Genomic DNA, 15,967 nt, shown 5'->3' with positions numbered 1-15,967 from the left:
GGGGGCCGCCTCGGCGCCCCGGCCCGATGCGCAGAACCCCGTGCCGGCGCCGCCCGTCAGGCCGTGCCGGCGCCCGAGGCCAGGCCGGCGGTGAACGCCCGGCAGGTCTCGTAATCCGGCAGCAGCCCCGACTCGCGGGCCTGCGCCAACGTCGGCGCGACCGAGTCACGGGCCGACAGCAGCGGCGTCTCGACCGGCCAGTCGATCGCCAACTGCGGATCGAGGGGGTGTACGGCGTGCTCGGCGGTCGGGTTGTAGGTGGTCGAGCAGACGTAGCTCAGGGTGGCGTCGTCGGTCAGCGCGCAGAAGCCGTGACCGAGCCCCTCGCCGAGGTACACCGCCCTGCGGTCGACGTCGTCGAGACGGACGGCCTCCCATCGGCCGAAGCTCGGCGAACCCAGCCGGAGGTCCACCACCACGTCGACGACGGCACCGCGCACACAGCTGACGTACTTCGCCTGGCCGGGCGGGACGTCGGCGAAGTGGATGCCCCGGACCACCCCCCGCGCCGAGACCGAGAGGTTGCCCTGGGCCAGCCGGAGCGGATGACCCACGGCGGCGGCGAGCCGGTCGAAGCGGTACCACTCCATGAAGAGCCCACGGGGATCGCCGTGCTGCTGCGGAGTGATCTCCCAGGCGCCCTCGATGCTCAACTCCCGAATCTTCACCGGGTCACCGCGCCGCCGTACGCCGCATCCAGCAGGCCGAGCAGGTAGTCGCCGTACCCGCTCTTGGTCAACGGCCCGGCCAACGTCCGGAGCTGCTCGTCGTCGATCAGGCCGGCCCGCCAGGCGACCTCCTCGATGCAACCGATCTTCATGCCCTGCCGCTCCTCGATCACCCGCACGAACTCGGCGGCCTGCATCATGGCGGCGAACGTGCCGGTGTCCAGCCAGGCGGTGCCCCGGTCCAGCACGGTCACCGACAGCTCACCCGCCCTGAGGTACGCCTCGTTCACCGCGGTGATCTCCAGCTCGCCCCGTTCGCTCGGGGTGAGCCGACGGGCGATCTCCACCACCCGGTTGTCGTAGAAGTAGAGCCCCGGCACCGCGTAGCGCGACTTCGGCTTCTCCGGCTTCTCCTCGATCGAGAGCACCCGGCCGTCGGCGTCGAAGTCGACCACCCCGTACGCCGCCGGGTCGGCCACCGGGTAGGCGAAGACGCGCCCGCCGACCGGGTCACCGTCGACGGCGAGCTGTCGTCCCAGGCCGACGCCGTAGAAGATGTTGTCGCCCAGGATCAGTGCCACCGACTCGTCGCCGATGAACTCCGCGCCCAGGACGAACGCCTGCGCGATGCCCTCCGGGCGGGGCTGCGTGAGGTACTCGAGCCGCAGCCCCCACTGGCCTCCGTCGCCGAGCAGCCGCTGGAACTGACCCTGATCCTCCGGCGTGGTGATCACCAGAATCTCCCGCACCCCGGACATGACGAGAGTGGAGAGCGGGTAGTAGATCATCGGCTTGTCGAAGACCGGCATCAGCTGCTTGGACACCGCCCGGGTGATCGGCCAGAGCCGGGAGCCGGTGCCACCGGCGAGAAGGATTCCGCGCACACCGGGGAGGCTACCGGTACCGACTCCGGCCCGAGATCCCGTGCACCCTGCGCCGCGGCAATGCTGCGTAGACTCCTTGACTCGTGAGAATCCTCGTCACCGGCGGAGCCGGATTCATCGGGTCGGAGTACGTTCGCATGCTCCTCGGCGTTCCCGGGGGCAACGCGGCGGGTGTGCCCGCGCTCGAGCCGTCCGGCGTCACCGTGCTCGACGCGCTGACCTACTCGGGCAACCGGGCCAACCTCGCGCCGGTCGCCGGGGACAGCCGGCTACGGTTCGTGCACGGCGACATCTGCGACGCCGCTCTCGTCGACGAGGTCCTGCCCGGGCACGACGTGATCGTGCACTTCGCCGCCGAGTCCCACGTCGACCGGTCGATCGCCGGCGCCGCCCCGTTCGTCACCACGAACGTCCTCGGCACCCAGACCCTCCTCGACGCCGCGCTGCGCCACGGCGTCGGGCGCTTCGTGCACGTCTCCACCGACGAGGTGTACGGCTCGATCGACACCGGCTCGTGGACCGAGACCTGGCCGTTGGCGCCCAACTCGCCGTACTCGGCCTCCAAGGCCGGCTCCGACCTGCTCGCGTTGGCGTACCACCGCACCCACGGCATGGACGTCGTGGTCACTCGCTGCTCCAACAACTACGGCCCGTACCAGTTCCCGGAGAAGGTCATCCCGCTCTTCGTCACCAACCTCCTCGACGGCGGCACCGTGCCGCTCTACGGCGACGGCGGCAACGTGCGGGACTGGCTGCACGTGCACGACCACTGCCGGGGGATCGCCCTGGTGCAGCAGCGGGGTCGGGCCGGCGAGGTCTACAACATCGGTGGCGGCACCGAACTGACCAACAAGGAGCTCACCGGCCGGCTGCTGGAGTCGTGCGGCGCCGGGTGGGAGCGGGTCGTCCCGGTCGCCGACCGCAAGGGCCACGACCGCCGCTACTCGCTGGACATCACCAAGATCAACGAAGAGTTGGGGTACGTCCCCAGCATCGACCTGGAGCACGGCCTCGCCGCGACCGTGCGCTGGTACCGGGAGAACCGCCAGTGGTGGGAGCCGCTGAAGGCCGGCGGCAAGGCGGCGGTCGTCGCATGAGCCGGCTACTGGTCACCGGCGCCGGCGGGATGTTGGGCCGGGACCTGCAGGCGGTGCTCCGCACCCGCCGCGACCTCTCCGTCACGGCCACCACCCGCGCCGAGCTGGACGTGACCGACGCGGCGGCGGTACGCGCCGCCGCCGACGGCCACGACGTCGTGATCAACGCGGCGGCGTGGACCGATGTGGACGGTGCCGAGACCCAGGAGGCGGCGGCCACCGCCGTCAACGGCGACGCCGTCGTGCACCTCGCCGACGCCTGCGCCGCGACCGGCGCCCGGATGATCCAGGTCTCCACCGACTACGTGTTCCGGGGCGACGCCACCGAACCGTACCCGGAGGACGCCGCGCCGTCCCCGCTCAACGCATACGGACGCGGCAAGCTCGTCGGGGAGCTCGCCGTGCGGCGGCTGCTGCCCGACGCCGGGTACGTCGTACGCACCGCCTGGCTCTACGGGGAACACGGCCCCAACTTCGTCGCCACGATGCTGCGGCTCGCCGGGGAGCGGGACACGTTGGACGTCGTCGACGACCAACGCGGGCAACCCACCTGGTCGTACGCGCTGGCGGAGCAGCTCGTCGCCCTGGCCGACGCGGCACTCGCGGGTCGCGCCGAACCCGGCACCTACCACGGCACCGCATCGGGTGAGACCACCTGGTACGGCCTGGCGCGCGCCGTGTTCAGCCTGCGCGGCCTCGACCCCGACCGCATCCGGCCGACCAGCAGCGAACACTACCGCCGGCCGGCCCCCCGCCCCGCCTACAGCGTCCTGGCGCACGAGCGCTGGGCGAAGGCGGGCCTGCGACCCATGGCCGACTGGCGGTCCGCCCTCGCCGAGTCGTTGGCCCGACCCTAGGGCTCAAGGCGTCAACGGCCGCCGGCGCGGAACACCTCCGCGACCGTACGCACCACGACCTTGATGTCGAGCCACAGCGACCAGTTTTCGATGTAGTAGTTGTCGAACCTCGCGCGGTCGGAGATGGGGGTGTCGCCCCGCAAGCCACTGACCTGCGCCAGGCCGGTGAGCCCGACGGGCACCCGATGCCGCATCGCGTAGTTCGGGTACTCCGCCGAGAACTTCTCGACGAAGTACGGCCGCTCCGGCCGCGGCCCGACGACGCTCATCTCACCGCGCAGGATGTTCCAGAGCTGGGGCAGCTCGTCCAGGGACGTGCGGCGCATGAACCGGCCGACCGGCCCGACCCGCTGGTCGTGCCCGATGGACCAGTTCGTCTGCGACTCGTGCTCGTTCGCCGGGCGCATGGAGCGGAACTTGATGACCTCGAACGGCTTGCCGTACCTGCCGATCCGCTCCTGGCGGAAGAAGATGCCGCGGCCACCCTCGACGAAGGTCGCCACGGCGCAGAGCAGGAGCACCGGGCTCAGCAGGACCAGTGCCACGGTGGCGAAGAGAGCGTCGGAGGCGCGCTTGATGGCCCAGCGCGGGCCGGAGAGCGTGGTGTCACCGATCTTCACGATCGGGATCGCGCCGATGTGGTCCGGGTAGCCGCCGAGCGACCGGGAGCCCCAGAGCCGCGGCACCGCCCACAGGTCGCAGCGTGAACTGCCCGGCCGCAGGAGGATGTCCATCAGCGTCGACTCCGGACAATCCGGATCGGCGATGACCAGGACGTCGCACTCCAGCATCGTGGTGAGCTGCTCGAGATCGTCGAGCGTCCCGATGAGCGGAACCGATCCGGGGCCCTGCCGCGGGGCCGCGTCGACGCAGCCGACGAAGCGGAGGCCGTAGCGCGGATAGCGGCGCAGCAGCCGGGCGAGCTCCATGCCGACCGGGCCGCTGCCGATGACGATGGCGTTGTGCTCCACCCACCGGCGCTTGCGCGCGGCGTTCGCCAGCAACCTGCTGATCGCCCGACCGACGATCACCAGGCCGGCGGAGATCGCGACCCCCCGCATGAAGCCGCCGACGTACGACACCGAATCGTGGCGCTCCGCCGCGATGATGGCCACCACCGCGGCGGAGGCCAACAAGCGTCCGCAGATGCTCGGCAGCTCGTCGAGGATGCCGATGTGCCGGCGCGCCCGGTAGAGCCCGCCGGTCGCGAAGATGGCCATCGTGAGAACCGCGTTGGCCAGGGTCCCGCGCCAGTAGTTCTGAGTCAGCAGCAGCGGCGCCAGGAGCGCGACGACGTCGAAGGGCGCCGTCAGCATCCAGGATCGCAGCCAGCGGGTGCGCTTGGACGCCCGCGAGCCGGCGTAGGGCAGGACGGTGGTCGCGTCGAGATTGGAGCGCTTCTCGACGACGTCCGGCGACTCTCCCGCCAGTCGGACGGCGGTGACCACCGCTTCCTTGCCCTCGTCGCCGGTCCCGTCGCGCTGCGCCGTCACCGATCGATCCAGGGCGCTGTCGCGGTGCTCGGCGCGGACGGCCGGATCGCTGACCGCCGGTTGGCTTGACATGGTTGGTCCTCCCCCGTGAGGCCCCACGCCGTGCAAGCCGGCTTATGGGCGATCGCAGGATATGGCCAGGTCAGCCGGACGGCTATAGCCAGTGGAACAATTCGACATCCTACTTTCCGGCGGCCAGGATCTCGGGTACCGCATCGTTGCGGACCGCGTTGAAGAGGACCTTGGCCTTCGCGGTGTCCGCGAACACCACGCTCTCGCTGCCCACCCGGCCCGTCCCCTTCGACGGGCAGGTGAAGAAGGCGAGGTTGCCGCCGCGCAGCCCGCGAAGCTCCATCGCGAAGTCCACGAGGGACATCGACTCGTCGACCGCCACCGCGCTCGCCGTGGCTTTGACGAACGAGTTGAGCTTGCCCGGGTTCGCCAGGACGCCACCCGTCGCGGCCTTGTCCAGGATCGCCTTGATGACCTGCTGCTGATGCCGGATACGGGCGAAGTCACCGTCGGCGAAGGCATGCCGCTCGCGCGCGTAGTCGAGTGCCGCGGCGCCGTCCATGGTCTGCGGACCCGCGGGGAACGTCCGGCTACCGCTCAACGAGTACTTCGTGGTGAAGCCCTTCTCGACATCGACCTCGATGCCACCGAGAGCGTCGACGATCTCCTTGAACCCGGCGAAGTCGACCATCGCCACGTGGTCGATGCGGACCGAGGTGAACTTCTCCACCGTCTGCACCATCAGCGGGACACCACCCCAGGCGTACGCCGCGTTGATCTTCGCGTCCCGGCCGCCGTGGCCGTTCTTGGACTTCGGCACGGGCACCCAGGTGTCCCGTGGGATCGAGATGAGCTGCGCGCTCGACCGGTCCTTCGGCAGGTGCGCCAGGATGATGGTGTCGCTGCGGGAGCCGCCGCTGTTCTCCGGATCGCGGGAGTCGCTGCCCAGGATCATGATGTTCATGGCGCCCTTCGCCACCGGCTCGGGGCGGGACTCCACCGGTACGTCCTCGAACGCGTCGACCCGGTCGATGTCGGACTCCACGGAGCGCAGGTAGAGGCCGCCGGCGATCACCGCGCCACCACCGAGCAGGAGGACCACCACCAGACTGATCAGGGCGACCCGCCGCCAGCGGCGGCGTCGGCGCGGCTGCTCCGAGCCGTCGGTCGGCTCCGGAGCGGAGGTCACCACCGAACGCTCCGTGCCGAGATCTGTGGTCTGTTCATGTCGAGGCATGGCGCGATGCTACTGATTCAGGTAACGAACCGTGCACCCTCGTCCGGCCAGCACCGCCAACCGGCCGGTCCGATGCCGCTCACTCGATGAGCCCGTCCGCCCCGGAAACGGCTCGCACCCGCCCTCCGGCGATCGGTGCGAGACGGCGGCAGGCTCGACCGGGACCGGCTTTTCCCAGCCATCGATCAGCATTGGCTGCTATCAAGACAGCCGTGGATGCAACGAAGCTCCGTCGGGCCATCGCCCGCACCCCGCTCGCCCCGGTCGCCGCCTTCCCCAAGCGGCTGGCCCGGGTCGCCCGCCACGACGCCAAGGTGCTGCGCACCTCGGCCCGCTGGCTCGTCACCTCCCGAGAGCACCACAACTACACGTACGAGCTGACCAAGCTCAGCCGCCACCACCTGGCCTGGTTCGTCAGCGTCGTCTGCGACCGCCCCGTCGAACAGGTGCGCGGCTACCTCGCCGAGATCGAGTCCGACGACGCGCTGCGCCGGCACATCGAGCAGGCGACCGCCACCGCCGCCCGGCGCGGCCTCGCCGACAAACACGTCCGCTACGCCCGCCGCATCGGCTGGTACGCCATGGTCCGCGCAACCCGCCCCACGCACATCGTGGAGACCGGGGTGGACAAGGGACTGGGCAGCTGCGTGCTGGCCTCGGCCCTGCTGCGCAACACCGCCGAGGGCCACCCGGGGCGGCTGACCTCGCTCGACATCAACCCGGAAGCCGGCTACCTGGCCCGCACCGCCCCCTGGTCCCAGGTGGTCGACCTGGTGATCGGCGACTCGATCGCCTCGATCGCCGCACTGGAGCGACCCGTCGACTTCTTCCTGCACGACAGCGACCACAGCCGGGCCCACGAGAAACGCGAGTTCGAGAAGGTGGAGGGCAAGCTCGCCCCCGGCGCGATCCTGCTCACCGACAACGTCACCACCACCAACGTCCTCGCCGAACACGCCGAACGCACCGGCCGCCGGTTCCTCGCCTACCGCGAGACGCCCGCCAACCACTGGTACCCCGGCGACGGCATCGGCGTGGCATGGTAGCCGGATGCAGCTGAGCGCCATCCACACGTACCCGGTCAAGGGCTGTCACCGGCTCGACCACGACGGCGCGCAGGTGCTGCCGTGGGGCCTCGCCGGTGACCGACGGTGGATGGTGGTCGACGCCGACGGCGTCGGCGTCACCCAGCGGGAGACCCAACGGCTCGTCGGGCTGCACGCCACGCTCCACGACGGTGGCCTGCTGCTACGGGCGGACGGTCGCCCAGACCTGCAGGTGCCCGAGCCGACCGGAGGCGAGCCGCTGCCGGTGCGCACGTTCCGCAGCCGGAAACTACCCGTGCCGGCGCTGCCCGCCGGGCCGGCCGCCGACGACTGGCTCGGCGCCCTGCTCGACCGGCCCGTGCGGCTGGTCTTCCTGGCCCGACCCACCCGGCACCTCGCCGCCGACACGCGGACGCACGACACCGGCGACCAGGTCAGCTTCGCCGACGCCTACCCGCTGCTGCTGGCCAACACCGCCTCGCTCACCGCGCTCAACGACTGGCTCGCCGAGGCCGGCGAGGAGCCGGTGCCGATGAGTCGCTTCCGGCCCAACCTGGTAGTCGACGGCGCACCGGCCTGGGCCGAGGACGACTGGGAAGGCCGCCCGCTGCGCATCGGCGAGGTGACGTTCCGCGCCGCCGGGTCGTGCGACCGCTGCGTGGTGACGACCACCGACCAGGAGACCGGGGTACGCCACCGCGAGCCGCTGCGCACCCTCGGCCGGTACCGCAACGTGCGGCAGAAGCTCCTCTTCGGACTGCACCTCGTCCCCACCGGCACCGGCCCACTGACCGTCGGCGAGCCGTTGACGCTGCTGGAACGCTGACCGGCGGCCCGCCGCCGACTCACGCCGGGCCGACGTGCGCCGCGAGCACCCGCCAGTCGCCCTCACCGTCGTAGATCCAGGTCCGGGTGTACCGCAGCCGGGCCGCGAACGGTGAACCCGCGAAGCTGCCCGCCACCCGCCCGACGAAGAACGTCACCCCGGTGAAGCCCTCGACCAGCAGCTCCACCTGCTCCTCGACAAGCTCGTCGAGCACGGACGTCCCGCTGTCGTGGGCGATGAGGTCGTCCTGCTTCGTGTACCTGCCGCCGTCCGGGCCGATGGCGATCAGGTGGTCGTCGAGCAGCCCGTCGAGCGCCACGACGTCCCCGGCCCGCTGCGCGGCCTGCAGGCGGCGCTCCGCGTCCAGCAGGGCCGCCTCGAGTTCGCTGTCCGGCACGATGCCGCCCTCCTGACCTGCCATCCGCGGACATCCGGCGGGTCTGATTGTGGCAGGAGACAGGTGGCCGGCGGGTCGGATCTACCGTCCGGCGTCCGGTGCGGTGACGGGCGACAGGTCGAGCCACATGAGGACCTCGTCCCGGTCGTCGCCGGACGTCACCCGCAGCGCCCGGGGCAGCCGGCCGATCTCCCGGTAGCCGAGCCGGCCGTAGAAGTGGTCGAGCCCGAGCCCGTCCCGCAGGGTCACGTGCAGCGCCTCGAAACCCAGCGTCCGGCCGATCCGTTCGGCCTCCCGCATCAGCTCCGACCCGTACCCCTTGCCCTGGGTGTCGGGGTGGACCATCACCCGTTTCAGCACACACCAGTGCGCCTTGAGCGTGAACCGGTTGTCGGCGAAGATCAGCGCGGCGACGAGCCGTTCGCCCTCGTACCCGAGCAGCAGCCGGTCCGGCCCGCCGGTGATCCCCGCGAACGTCGGATCGGCGAGGGCGCGTACGTCGGCGGTGGTCACCGGCGGCACGAAGCCGACGGCACCGCCGGCGTTGCTGACGTCCGCCCAGAGCATCACGATCTGTTCGCGCAGCTCAGGGGTCAGCTCGGGGTCGAGGACGAAGCGCAGGCTCACACCCGCAATCCTCACCGGGTGAGGTGCCACCTGCCTCGCGTTCGTGATCTTCGCGACATCGTTGTGGTGCGGGAGGGGGGTTTCGAACCCCCACGTCCTCTCGGACACAGGCTCCTAAGGCCTGCGCGTCTGCCGTTCCGCCACTCCCGCCGACCCGATGAGTCTAGAGCGTCGCGCTGCGACGGTCTGCAGTCCCGCCCGCCGCAGCGCGTTCGACACCGTGCCGTGGCTGATCACGCATTCGCCGGCGGTGACCGCACTGATGAGGTCGGCGAGTTTGCGCGGGCCGAGCTCCGGGTTCGCGAGGGCGTGGTGCACGACGACATCGTCGAGAGTTGGTCTGCGCGATGACCCGGCCGCGGGTGCCAGAGTGCCCCGAGCGGCGAGCCGCGCGCGAAGGCGCGCGACGTGATTGCGGTGACATCCGATCCGCCGCGCGGCCTCTCCCGGGCCGAGAGCTCCCCGCTCCACCTGCCGGATGATGTCCTCCTTCTGTTCCGCCGACGGCCGACCCCAATCCGGTGGCGGTGGCGGTTCGACGGCCGGTATTGATGCGGTGGACGGCCCGGAGGCGTTCTTGCTCCGGCCGGCGTACGTGTCGGTCTGGCTGTGGCAGTTGGGGCAGAGGATCCGCAGGTTGGGCGGCCGGTTGTCCAGGAAGTCGCCGTTGACGTGGTCGACGTGCAGGGTCAGTGGCTTGCCTCTCCACACCGGCCCGATGCCGCACTCCTCGCACTCCTCGGGCACGCCGATCTCGGCCAGCGCCCACTTCAGCCTGGTGCCGGGCGTGCGACGCGCGTCGGTTGGCAGCTGCACGAGCAGCTCCGACGAGCTGGTCCGCCGCGGGCTGCGCTGCCCCTTGTTGTGGGCGTGCCCGGTGAAGTGCGACGTGTCGATGCCGAAGCGTTTGAGCTGCCGGCTGATGTGCGCGTGCGAGCCACCACTGACCCGTACGCCGAGCAGCCGCATCACCTCGGTGATGCTGCGCGCGCCTGCCGCGGCCTCGGCGAGCGCCGCCGGGGTGTATCTGTATCGGACCACTCACGCAAGGTAGTGGCCCGATACGACACGTCAGTCGAGCCCGAGGTCGCGGCGGAGCTTGGCGACGTGTCCGGTGGCCTTGACGTTGTAGAGCGCCCGTTCGATCTTCCCGTCGGGGTCGATGACGAAGGTGGAGCGGATCACGCCGGTCACGGTCTTGCCGTAGAGCTGCTTCTCGCCGTACGCGCCGTAGGCGGTCAGCACGCTCTTGTCGGGGTCGGAGACGAGCGGGAAGGTGATGGCGTCCCGGTCGCGGAACTTGGCCAGCTTCTCCGGCTTGTCCGGCGAGATGCCGACCACCTCGAAGCCGGCGGCCTGGAGCGAGGCGAGCGAGTCGCGGAAGTCACAGGCCTGCTTGGTGCAGCCGGGGGTCATCGCCGCCGGGTAGGCGTAGAGGATCACCCGGCGACCGTGTAGGTCGGCCAGGGAGAGCGTGTCGCCGGTGTCGGTGGGCAGGGCGAACTCGGGCGCCGGGTCACCGGGGGAGAGGCGGGAAGCGGTCATTGCCCGACCCTACCGCTGGGGGTGGTCGCCGGGCCGGTGCCGGCACCCGGCCGTTTGTTGATCAACACCGGGGCTTAATGCCAGCTCTTTGCAAGAGAAAGGTTCGGGAAATAGGCTGATCCAGCCGGCGCGGACGGGCCCGCCGACGCGTGGGAGGTCGCGTGGAAACCCTGGCGATGCACATCTCTAACGGGATCATCAACGGTCCCGTGGCCGCGATATTCGCGGCTCTCGCACTGGCGACCCTGACCGCCTGCGTGCTGCGCGGGCGACGGGACCTCGACGACCGCCTCGCGCCGATGGCCGGGCTGGTCGCCGCGTTCATCTTCGCCGTGCAGATGCTCAACTTCCCGATCTTCACCGCCGGCGTCAGCGGCCACCTGCTCGGTGGGGCGCTCGCCGCGATGCTGGTCGGCCCCTGGGTCGGCGCGCTCTGCGTCTCGGTCGTGCTGGTCGTGCAGGCACTGGTCTTCGGTGACGGCGGCGTGGCGATGCTCGGTCTGAACATCACCAACATGGCGCTCATCGGCACCGCCGCGGGCTACCTGCTCATCGCGCTGCTGCTGCGGGTGTTGCCCCGTACGTCGGCCGGCCTGGCGGTGACCGCCTTCGTCTCCGCCCTGATGAGCGTGGTGGTCGCGTCGCAGGGCTTCATCCTGGAGTACTGGCTGGGCGGCACCACCGATCTCGGCAGCAACCTGGCGGGCCTGGCCGGCACGATGGCCGGCGCGCACCTGTTCATCGGCATCGGCGAGGGCCTGATCACCGCGACCACGGTGGTCACCGTCGCCAAGGTCCGTCCCGACCTCGTCTACGCGCTGCGCGGGCTGCGCCCCGCCGCCGCGCCCACCGTTGCGGCTGTCGGAGGTGTCCGGTGAGCAAGCGTCTCTGGGCTTTCATCGGCGGCGGCCTGCTGGTCGCCCTGGTACTGGCCGGCGTGGTCAGCAACTACGCCTCGTCCCACCCGGACGGGCTGGACTCCTCGCTGCTCAAGGGCTGCACCGTCGACGCCGACGACAACATCGTGGGCGGCAGCTGCCCGGCCCAGCAGGCCAAGGATCACGAGCTGGCCGACAGCCCGCTGGCCGACTACGGCGTACGCGGCGTCGAGAACGGCTTCCTCTCCACCGGCCTCTCCGGGGTGCTCGGCGTACTGCTGACCTTCGCCATCGGGGGCGGCGCCTTCTGGCTGCTGCGCCGCCGCTCGTCCGGTGCGACGGCGGAGACCGACGGGGAGCCCGGCGGCGACGCGACCGTCGACGGCGCGACGCCGACCCCGGCCGGGCGGAGCTGACTGCGGTGGGAGCCGGTCACTCGCACGTGCTGTACCGCGAGAGCGCGTCGCCGGTGCACCGGCTTCCGCCGGAGGTCAAGGTCGTGGCGATGGTGGTCTTCACCATCGCGGTGGTGGCCACCCCGCGCGAGGCGTTCTGGGCCTTCGGCGGGTACGCCCTGCTGGTGGCGGCGGTGGCGGCGCTGGCCCGGGTGGGCCCCCGCTGGCTGCTCGGCCGGGCCCTGATCGAGCTGCCGTTCGTGCTCTTCGCGATCGCGCTGCCGTTCCTCGGTTCGGGCGAGCGGATCACCGTCGTCGGGCTGCACCTCTCCGTGGACGGCCTCTACGGCAGCTGGAACATCCTGGCGAAGGGCACGCTCGGCGTCCTCGCGTCGCTGCTGCTCGCCGCGACCACCACCACCCGGGACCTGATCCTCGGTCTGGATCGGCTGCGCTGCCCGCAGCTGCTCACCCAGATCGCCAGCTTCATGCTGCGCTACCTCGACGTGCTGGTCGGTGAGGCGCGGCGGATGCGGGTGGCCCGGATCTCCCGGGGCGACGACCCGCGGTTCCTCTGGCAGCTGCGCGGCTTCGCCGCCGGCATCGGCGCGCTCTTCCTGCGGGCGTTCGAGCGGGGCGAGCGGGTGTACCTGGCGATGCTGTCGCGCGGCTACTCGGGCCGGATGCCGGCGGTCTGGCAGGGGGCGGGCGCGGCCACCGCCGGGCAGTGGCTCGTCGCGGCCACGGTGCCGGTGCTAGCGGCCTCGATCGCGGCGACCGCCCTGGTGCTGGGATGATTGGCGTCGTGCAGCCGACACCAGCCAGCCTGGACGTCCACGGCGTCCGTTACGCGTACCCCGACGGGCATGTGGCCCTGCACGGGGTGGATCTCACCGTGCCGCGCGGCGAGCGGGTGGCCCTGCTCGGCCCGAACGGTGCCGGTAAGACCACGTTGGTGCTGCACCTGAACGGCATCCTCACCCCCACCGAGGGCAGCGTGAGCGTCGGCGGGCTGACCGTGACGCCGGACCGGCCCACCCTCGCCGAGGTGCGGCGTCGGGTGGGCATCGTCTTTCAGGACCCGGACGACCAGCTCTTCCTGCCCACCGTCGCGGAGGACGTGGCGTTCGGCCCGGCGAACCTGGGGTTGCGGGGGGCGGAGTTGGCCGCGCGGGTCGACGAGGCGCTCGCCGCGGTCGGCATGGCCGAGCATCGGGATCGCGCCCCGCACCACCTCTCGTTCGGGCAGCGCCGCCGGGTGGCGGTGGCCACCGTGCTCGCGATGCGTCCGGAGATCCTGGTGCTCGACGAGCCGTCGTCGAACCTCGACCCGGCGGCCCGGCGCGAGCTGGCGGAGATCCTCCGCACGCTGCCGGTGACGATGCTCATGGTGACCCACGACCTGCCGTACGCCGCTGAGCTCTGCGACCGCGCGGTGATCCTCGACGCCGGGCGGATCGTCGCCGACGCCCCCACCGCCGAACTGCTCGCCGACGCCGACCGGCTGGCGCGGCACCGCCTGGAGCTGCCCTACGGCTTCGACCCCCGGGCCGCCGCCCGCTCCTGACCTCCGGCGCCCGCGGTCGCGCCCGAAGCGGCGACGGCTGTGGCGGCGCCGGGCTCCGCGGCGGCGGTGCTTCCCGCCTCCGCGACGGGGCCGGTCGCCTCGGCCGCCGATCCCGGCCGGGACGTCGAGTTGCGTGCCGCGTGCAGGCGCAGGACCCCGGCGGCCGTGGCGCCCACCCCGGTGATCAGGACGGCTGCGACGAGCACCCGTGCGAACGTGGCCGACCAGGGGGCCGGGGCGATGGCGCGGGCGAAGACGGTGGCGTTCGCCGCCCCGGCGAAGAGCGCCAGGCAGGCGCCGGCGAGCGCCACGGCGAAGTCGGCGGCGGGCCTTCGGGCCAGGGCGTACGCGCCGGCCGCGATCGCGCCGAGGCCGGTGAGCAGCGCCCAGAGCTGCCCGCTGAGCAGCCCGAGCAGCAGTCCGCCGAACCCCTCGGCGCCGGCGTCCAGCGCACGACCCACGGTGTACGCCACCGCTGCCGTACCGCCGGCGACCAGCAGCGCGCCCAGGCCGGCGATCGCTCGCCCGCCGGGTACGGAGGCGGCCGCGAGCAGCCCGAGCGCACCGACCGCGAGCAGGCCGACGATCGTCGCGGCCGACCAGCTGTACGCGTCGGGCGGCGGTACCCAGTCGAGCGTGCCGTGGATCTCCATCGGCTCCGCCCCGTCGCGCAGCGGCACCGACCAGTCCCGGACCCGGTGTTCCCGGTCGGGGGCGGCGAGCGCGGCGTGCGGCGGCGCGGCTTCCTGGTACAACGCGCGCTGGTCGTGCCAGCGCACGCTCGGCTCGTCGGCGACCCGTCGCCAGGACGGCTCGGCGGCCGGGTCGGCCTCCGGCGGCAGCTTGGTCTCCCCGCTGATGGTGCGGTTGAGGTAGGTCGCGGGAGAGTGGGTGTTCTCGTAGACCCCGTCGGGGCCGACGCGCAGGTACGGCTCGCCGGAGTAGCCGATCACCTCGACGGGTCGGTCGGTGTGGTTGGTCAGTTCGAGCCGGGCGCCCGCCTCGACCGTCCTGATCTCCAGCCCGTCGCGGGCCGGGGTGATGCCGGTGACGGTGGTCCGGTAGTCGGTGCCGTCGGGGGCGTCGGCGCCGTGCGCGGCGGCGGGTGCGGCGGTGGCGAGGGTCGCGGTGAGCGCGGCGGCGGCGACCAATCCGGCCCGCGTCAGCAGCGTGCGGATCACTTGCCGGCCGCCTCCACGGCCGCCCGGAGCCCGTCCGGGCTGCGGTCGGCGACCTGCTTCCCGTCGATGATCACGGTGGGTGTGCCGGTGACGTTGTTGCGGCTCGCCGTGTCGGTGACGTGCTCGGTCCAGGCCTTGAAGGTGCTGTCGCGGACGCAGGAGCCGAAGTCGTCGCGGTTCAGGCCCACGCCCGCGCCGATGTCGATCAGCTCGTCGTCGGTGAGCCCGGCGCTGCCCTCGGGCGGCTGCCGTTGGTAGAGCGCCTTGGCGTACTCGGCGAACCTGCCCTCGTCGGCCGCGCAGCCGGAGGCGGCGGAGGAGCGGGTGGAGTACTCGGTGGTGGAGAAGCGGTTGAGGTACGCCACCGGGTGGTAGACGGCGCGGATCCTGCCCTCGTTGATCAGCTGGTCGACGGTGGCGCCCGTGGTGTCCTGGAACTGCTTGCAGACCGGGCAGAGGAAGTCCTCGTAGATGTCGACGGTCACAGGGCCGGAGCCGACCACCACGCCGGTGCCGCCCTCGGCGGTGTTCTTCGGGGCGGTGAAGTCGTCCGACTTCTGGCTGGACCAGACGCCCCAGCCGATCAGCCCGGCGATGAGCACGACGGCCACCGCGGTCACCGAGACCCAGATGGTGCGGCGGCGTCGGCGTTCCCGGGCGAGCTGCTGCTGGACGACCTTGGCGGCGGCGCCCTTCTGTCCTCTGCGACTACTCATCCTCGTCCTCCACGACGGGTTCTCCCGTCAGCCAGCCGTCCACCGAGACGGGCGTACGGGGCCAGATCAGTAGGAATCCCGCCATCACCAGGAATCCCAGGTCCCGAAGGATCTCCGGGAGGTAGCTCGGCGCCTGCCCCTCGGCGAGCTGCCCGCCGCTGCCGAAGCAGCCGCAGTCGATGGCGAGCCCCCGGGCCCAGGCCGACGCGATGCCCGTGATGAAGATCACCAGAAGGGCCGCGGAGATCCCCGCGGTGAGCCGGGTCGCCAGGCCCAACAGCAGGAGCACCCCCAGGGCCAGCTCGACGAAGGGCAGCGCGGCGCCGACCACTGTCGCCACGTCGTACGGCAGGACCTGGTAGGCGTTCACCGCCCGGCCGGAGGCGGCGAGGTCGTCGACCTTCGACGCGCCGGCGAGCAGCCACACGGCCGCCAGGCCGAGGCGGGCTGCCGTGCCCAACCAGGGCCGGACGGTGGGCCACCGCACGCCCCGGGTGCTCGGTGCTGTCACGGTCATTAGTCGTCCCGCCTCCACCGGAAG

The 15,967-nt window shown here is 71.8% G+C and carries 19 protein-coding genes and 1 tRNA gene; 8 read left to right on the top strand and 12 right to left on the bottom strand.

What is annotated here, in order from left to right:
* Nucleotides 1–56 precede the first annotated feature (56 nt).
* Entirely contained in the window at nt 57–668 is a 612-nt protein-coding gene (rfbC, locus tag D7147_RS14135; RefSeq protein ID WP_120677569.1) for a dTDP-4-dehydrorhamnose 3,5-epimerase, read from the bottom strand.
* Nucleotides 665–1,552 carry a glucose-1-phosphate thymidylyltransferase RfbA gene (rfbA, locus tag D7147_RS14130; protein ID WP_120677567.1) on the bottom strand — a complete coding sequence of 296 codons (888 nt, stop codon included), beginning with the start codon at nt 1,550–1,552 and terminating at the stop codon, nt 665–667. The genes rfbC and rfbA overlap by 4 nt, the downstream gene beginning before the upstream one ends.
* A gap of 83 nt (nt 1,553–1,635) precedes the next feature.
* Between rfbA and rfbB the strand changes: the two genes are divergently transcribed.
* A complete protein-coding gene (rfbB, locus tag D7147_RS14125; RefSeq protein WP_120677565.1) occupies nt 1,636–2,649 on the top strand; it encodes a dTDP-glucose 4,6-dehydratase in 1,014 nt (337 codons plus the stop codon).
* On the top strand, nt 2,646–3,506 hold the full coding sequence (gene rfbD, locus D7147_RS14120; protein WP_120677563.1) for a dTDP-4-dehydrorhamnose reductase: 861 nt from the start codon (nt 2,646–2,648) through the stop codon (nt 3,504–3,506). Before rfbB ends, rfbD begins: the two co-directional genes overlap by 4 nt.
* Before the next feature lie 11 nt (nt 3,507–3,517).
* On the opposite strand, the gene D7147_RS14115 is transcribed toward rfbD, so the two are convergent.
* The gene (locus D7147_RS14115) at nt 3,518–5,071 is read right to left on the bottom strand and encodes a sugar transferase (RefSeq protein WP_120677561.1); all 1,554 of its coding nucleotides are present in this window, start codon (nt 5,069–5,071) and stop codon (nt 3,518–3,520) included.
* Nucleotides 5,072–5,180: 109 nt separating this feature from the next.
* A complete protein-coding gene (locus tag D7147_RS14110) occupies nt 5,181–6,248 on the bottom strand; it encodes an LCP family protein (RefSeq protein ID WP_120677559.1) in 1,068 nt (355 codons plus the stop codon).
* Nucleotides 6,249–6,460: 212 nt separating this feature from the next.
* On the opposite strand from D7147_RS14110, the gene D7147_RS14105 reads away from it, so the two are divergent.
* Complete coding sequence (locus D7147_RS14105) at nt 6,461–7,294, top strand: O-methyltransferase (RefSeq protein WP_120677557.1); 834 nt, start codon at nt 6,461–6,463, stop codon at nt 7,292–7,294.
* A gap of 4 nt (nt 7,295–7,298) precedes the next feature.
* Nucleotides 7,299–8,120 carry an MOSC domain-containing protein gene (locus D7147_RS14100; protein ID WP_120677555.1) on the top strand — a complete coding sequence of 274 codons (822 nt, stop codon included), beginning with the start codon at nt 7,299–7,301 and terminating at the stop codon, nt 8,118–8,120.
* A gap of 19 nt (nt 8,121–8,139) precedes the next feature.
* Here D7147_RS14100 and D7147_RS14095 read toward each other — a convergent pair whose 3' ends face one another.
* From D7147_RS14095 to bcp, 5 genes are all read right to left on the bottom strand, one after another.
* On the bottom strand, nt 8,140–8,541 hold the full coding sequence (locus D7147_RS14095) for a nuclear transport factor 2 family protein (protein ID WP_233563129.1): 402 nt from the start codon (nt 8,539–8,541) through the stop codon (nt 8,140–8,142).
* Nucleotides 8,542–8,598: 57 nt separating this feature from the next.
* Nucleotides 8,599–9,153 carry a GNAT family N-acetyltransferase gene (locus D7147_RS14090; protein ID WP_407663347.1) on the bottom strand — a complete coding sequence of 185 codons (555 nt, stop codon included), beginning with the start codon at nt 9,151–9,153 and terminating at the stop codon, nt 8,599–8,601.
* A 55-nt stretch (nt 9,154–9,208) separates the two neighbouring features.
* A tRNA-Leu gene (locus D7147_RS14085) sits at nt 9,209–9,294 on the bottom strand.
* A complete protein-coding gene (locus tag D7147_RS32430) occupies nt 9,259–10,185 on the bottom strand; it encodes an HNH endonuclease signature motif containing protein (protein ID WP_199734174.1) in 927 nt (308 codons plus the stop codon). Before D7147_RS32430 ends, D7147_RS14085 begins: the two co-directional genes overlap by 36 nt.
* A 30-nt stretch (nt 10,186–10,215) precedes the next feature.
* Nucleotides 10,216–10,689, bottom strand: a complete 474-nt coding sequence (bcp, locus tag D7147_RS14075) for a thioredoxin-dependent thiol peroxidase (RefSeq protein ID WP_120677551.1) — start codon at nt 10,687–10,689, stop codon at nt 10,216–10,218.
* Between the two features lie 161 nt (nt 10,690–10,850).
* On the opposite strand from bcp, the gene D7147_RS14070 reads away from it, so the two are divergent.
* Genes D7147_RS14070 through D7147_RS14055 form a run of 4 tightly spaced genes read left to right on the top strand, consistent with a single transcriptional unit; the run spans nt 10,851 to nt 13,529 of the window.
* Complete coding sequence (locus D7147_RS14070) at nt 10,851–11,567, top strand: energy-coupling factor ABC transporter permease (RefSeq protein WP_120677549.1); 717 nt, start codon at nt 10,851–10,853, stop codon at nt 11,565–11,567.
* Nucleotides 11,564–11,983 (top strand): PDGLE domain-containing protein, encoded by a 420-nt coding sequence (locus tag D7147_RS14065; RefSeq protein WP_120677547.1) that lies wholly within the window; start codon nt 11,564–11,566, stop codon nt 11,981–11,983. The genes D7147_RS14070 and D7147_RS14065 overlap by 4 nt, the downstream gene beginning before the upstream one ends.
* Before the next feature lie 5 nt (nt 11,984–11,988).
* Nucleotides 11,989–12,759, top strand: a complete 771-nt coding sequence (gene cbiQ, locus D7147_RS14060) for a cobalt ECF transporter T component CbiQ (protein WP_120677545.1) — start codon at nt 11,989–11,991, stop codon at nt 12,757–12,759.
* Nucleotides 12,756–13,529, top strand: coding sequence for an energy-coupling factor ABC transporter ATP-binding protein (locus D7147_RS14055; protein ID WP_120677543.1), 774 nt, complete (start codon nt 12,756–12,758; stop codon nt 13,527–13,529). Before cbiQ ends, D7147_RS14055 begins: the two co-directional genes overlap by 4 nt.
* On the opposite strand, the gene D7147_RS14050 is transcribed toward D7147_RS14055, so the two are convergent.
* The 3 genes from D7147_RS14050 to D7147_RS14040 are packed head-to-tail and all read right to left on the bottom strand — an operon-like array spanning nt 13,493 to nt 15,943.
* The gene (locus tag D7147_RS14050; protein WP_233563128.1) at nt 13,493–14,710 is read right to left on the bottom strand and encodes a hypothetical protein; all 1,218 of its coding nucleotides are present in this window, start codon (nt 14,708–14,710) and stop codon (nt 13,493–13,495) included. The genes D7147_RS14055 and D7147_RS14050 overlap by 37 nt on opposite strands.
* Nucleotides 14,707–15,426: a DsbA family protein gene (locus D7147_RS14045; RefSeq protein WP_120677541.1), complete on the bottom strand. Its 720-nt coding sequence runs from the start codon at nt 15,424–15,426 to the stop codon at nt 14,707–14,709. The genes D7147_RS14050 and D7147_RS14045 overlap by 4 nt, the downstream gene beginning before the upstream one ends.
* Nucleotides 15,419–15,943 (bottom strand): MauE/DoxX family redox-associated membrane protein, encoded by a 525-nt coding sequence (locus tag D7147_RS14040; RefSeq protein WP_120677539.1) that lies wholly within the window; start codon nt 15,941–15,943, stop codon nt 15,419–15,421. Before D7147_RS14040 ends, D7147_RS14045 begins: the two co-directional genes overlap by 8 nt.
* Nucleotides 15,944–15,967 lie beyond the last annotated feature (24 nt).

The organism is Micromonospora musae (genome assembly GCF_003626545.1).
Taxonomy (GTDB): Bacteria; Actinomycetota; Actinomycetes; order Mycobacteriales; family Micromonosporaceae; genus Micromonospora; species Micromonospora musae.
The sequence above is the reverse complement of the archived record's forward strand: the minus strand, read 5'-3'. Positions and strand labels throughout refer to the sequence as shown.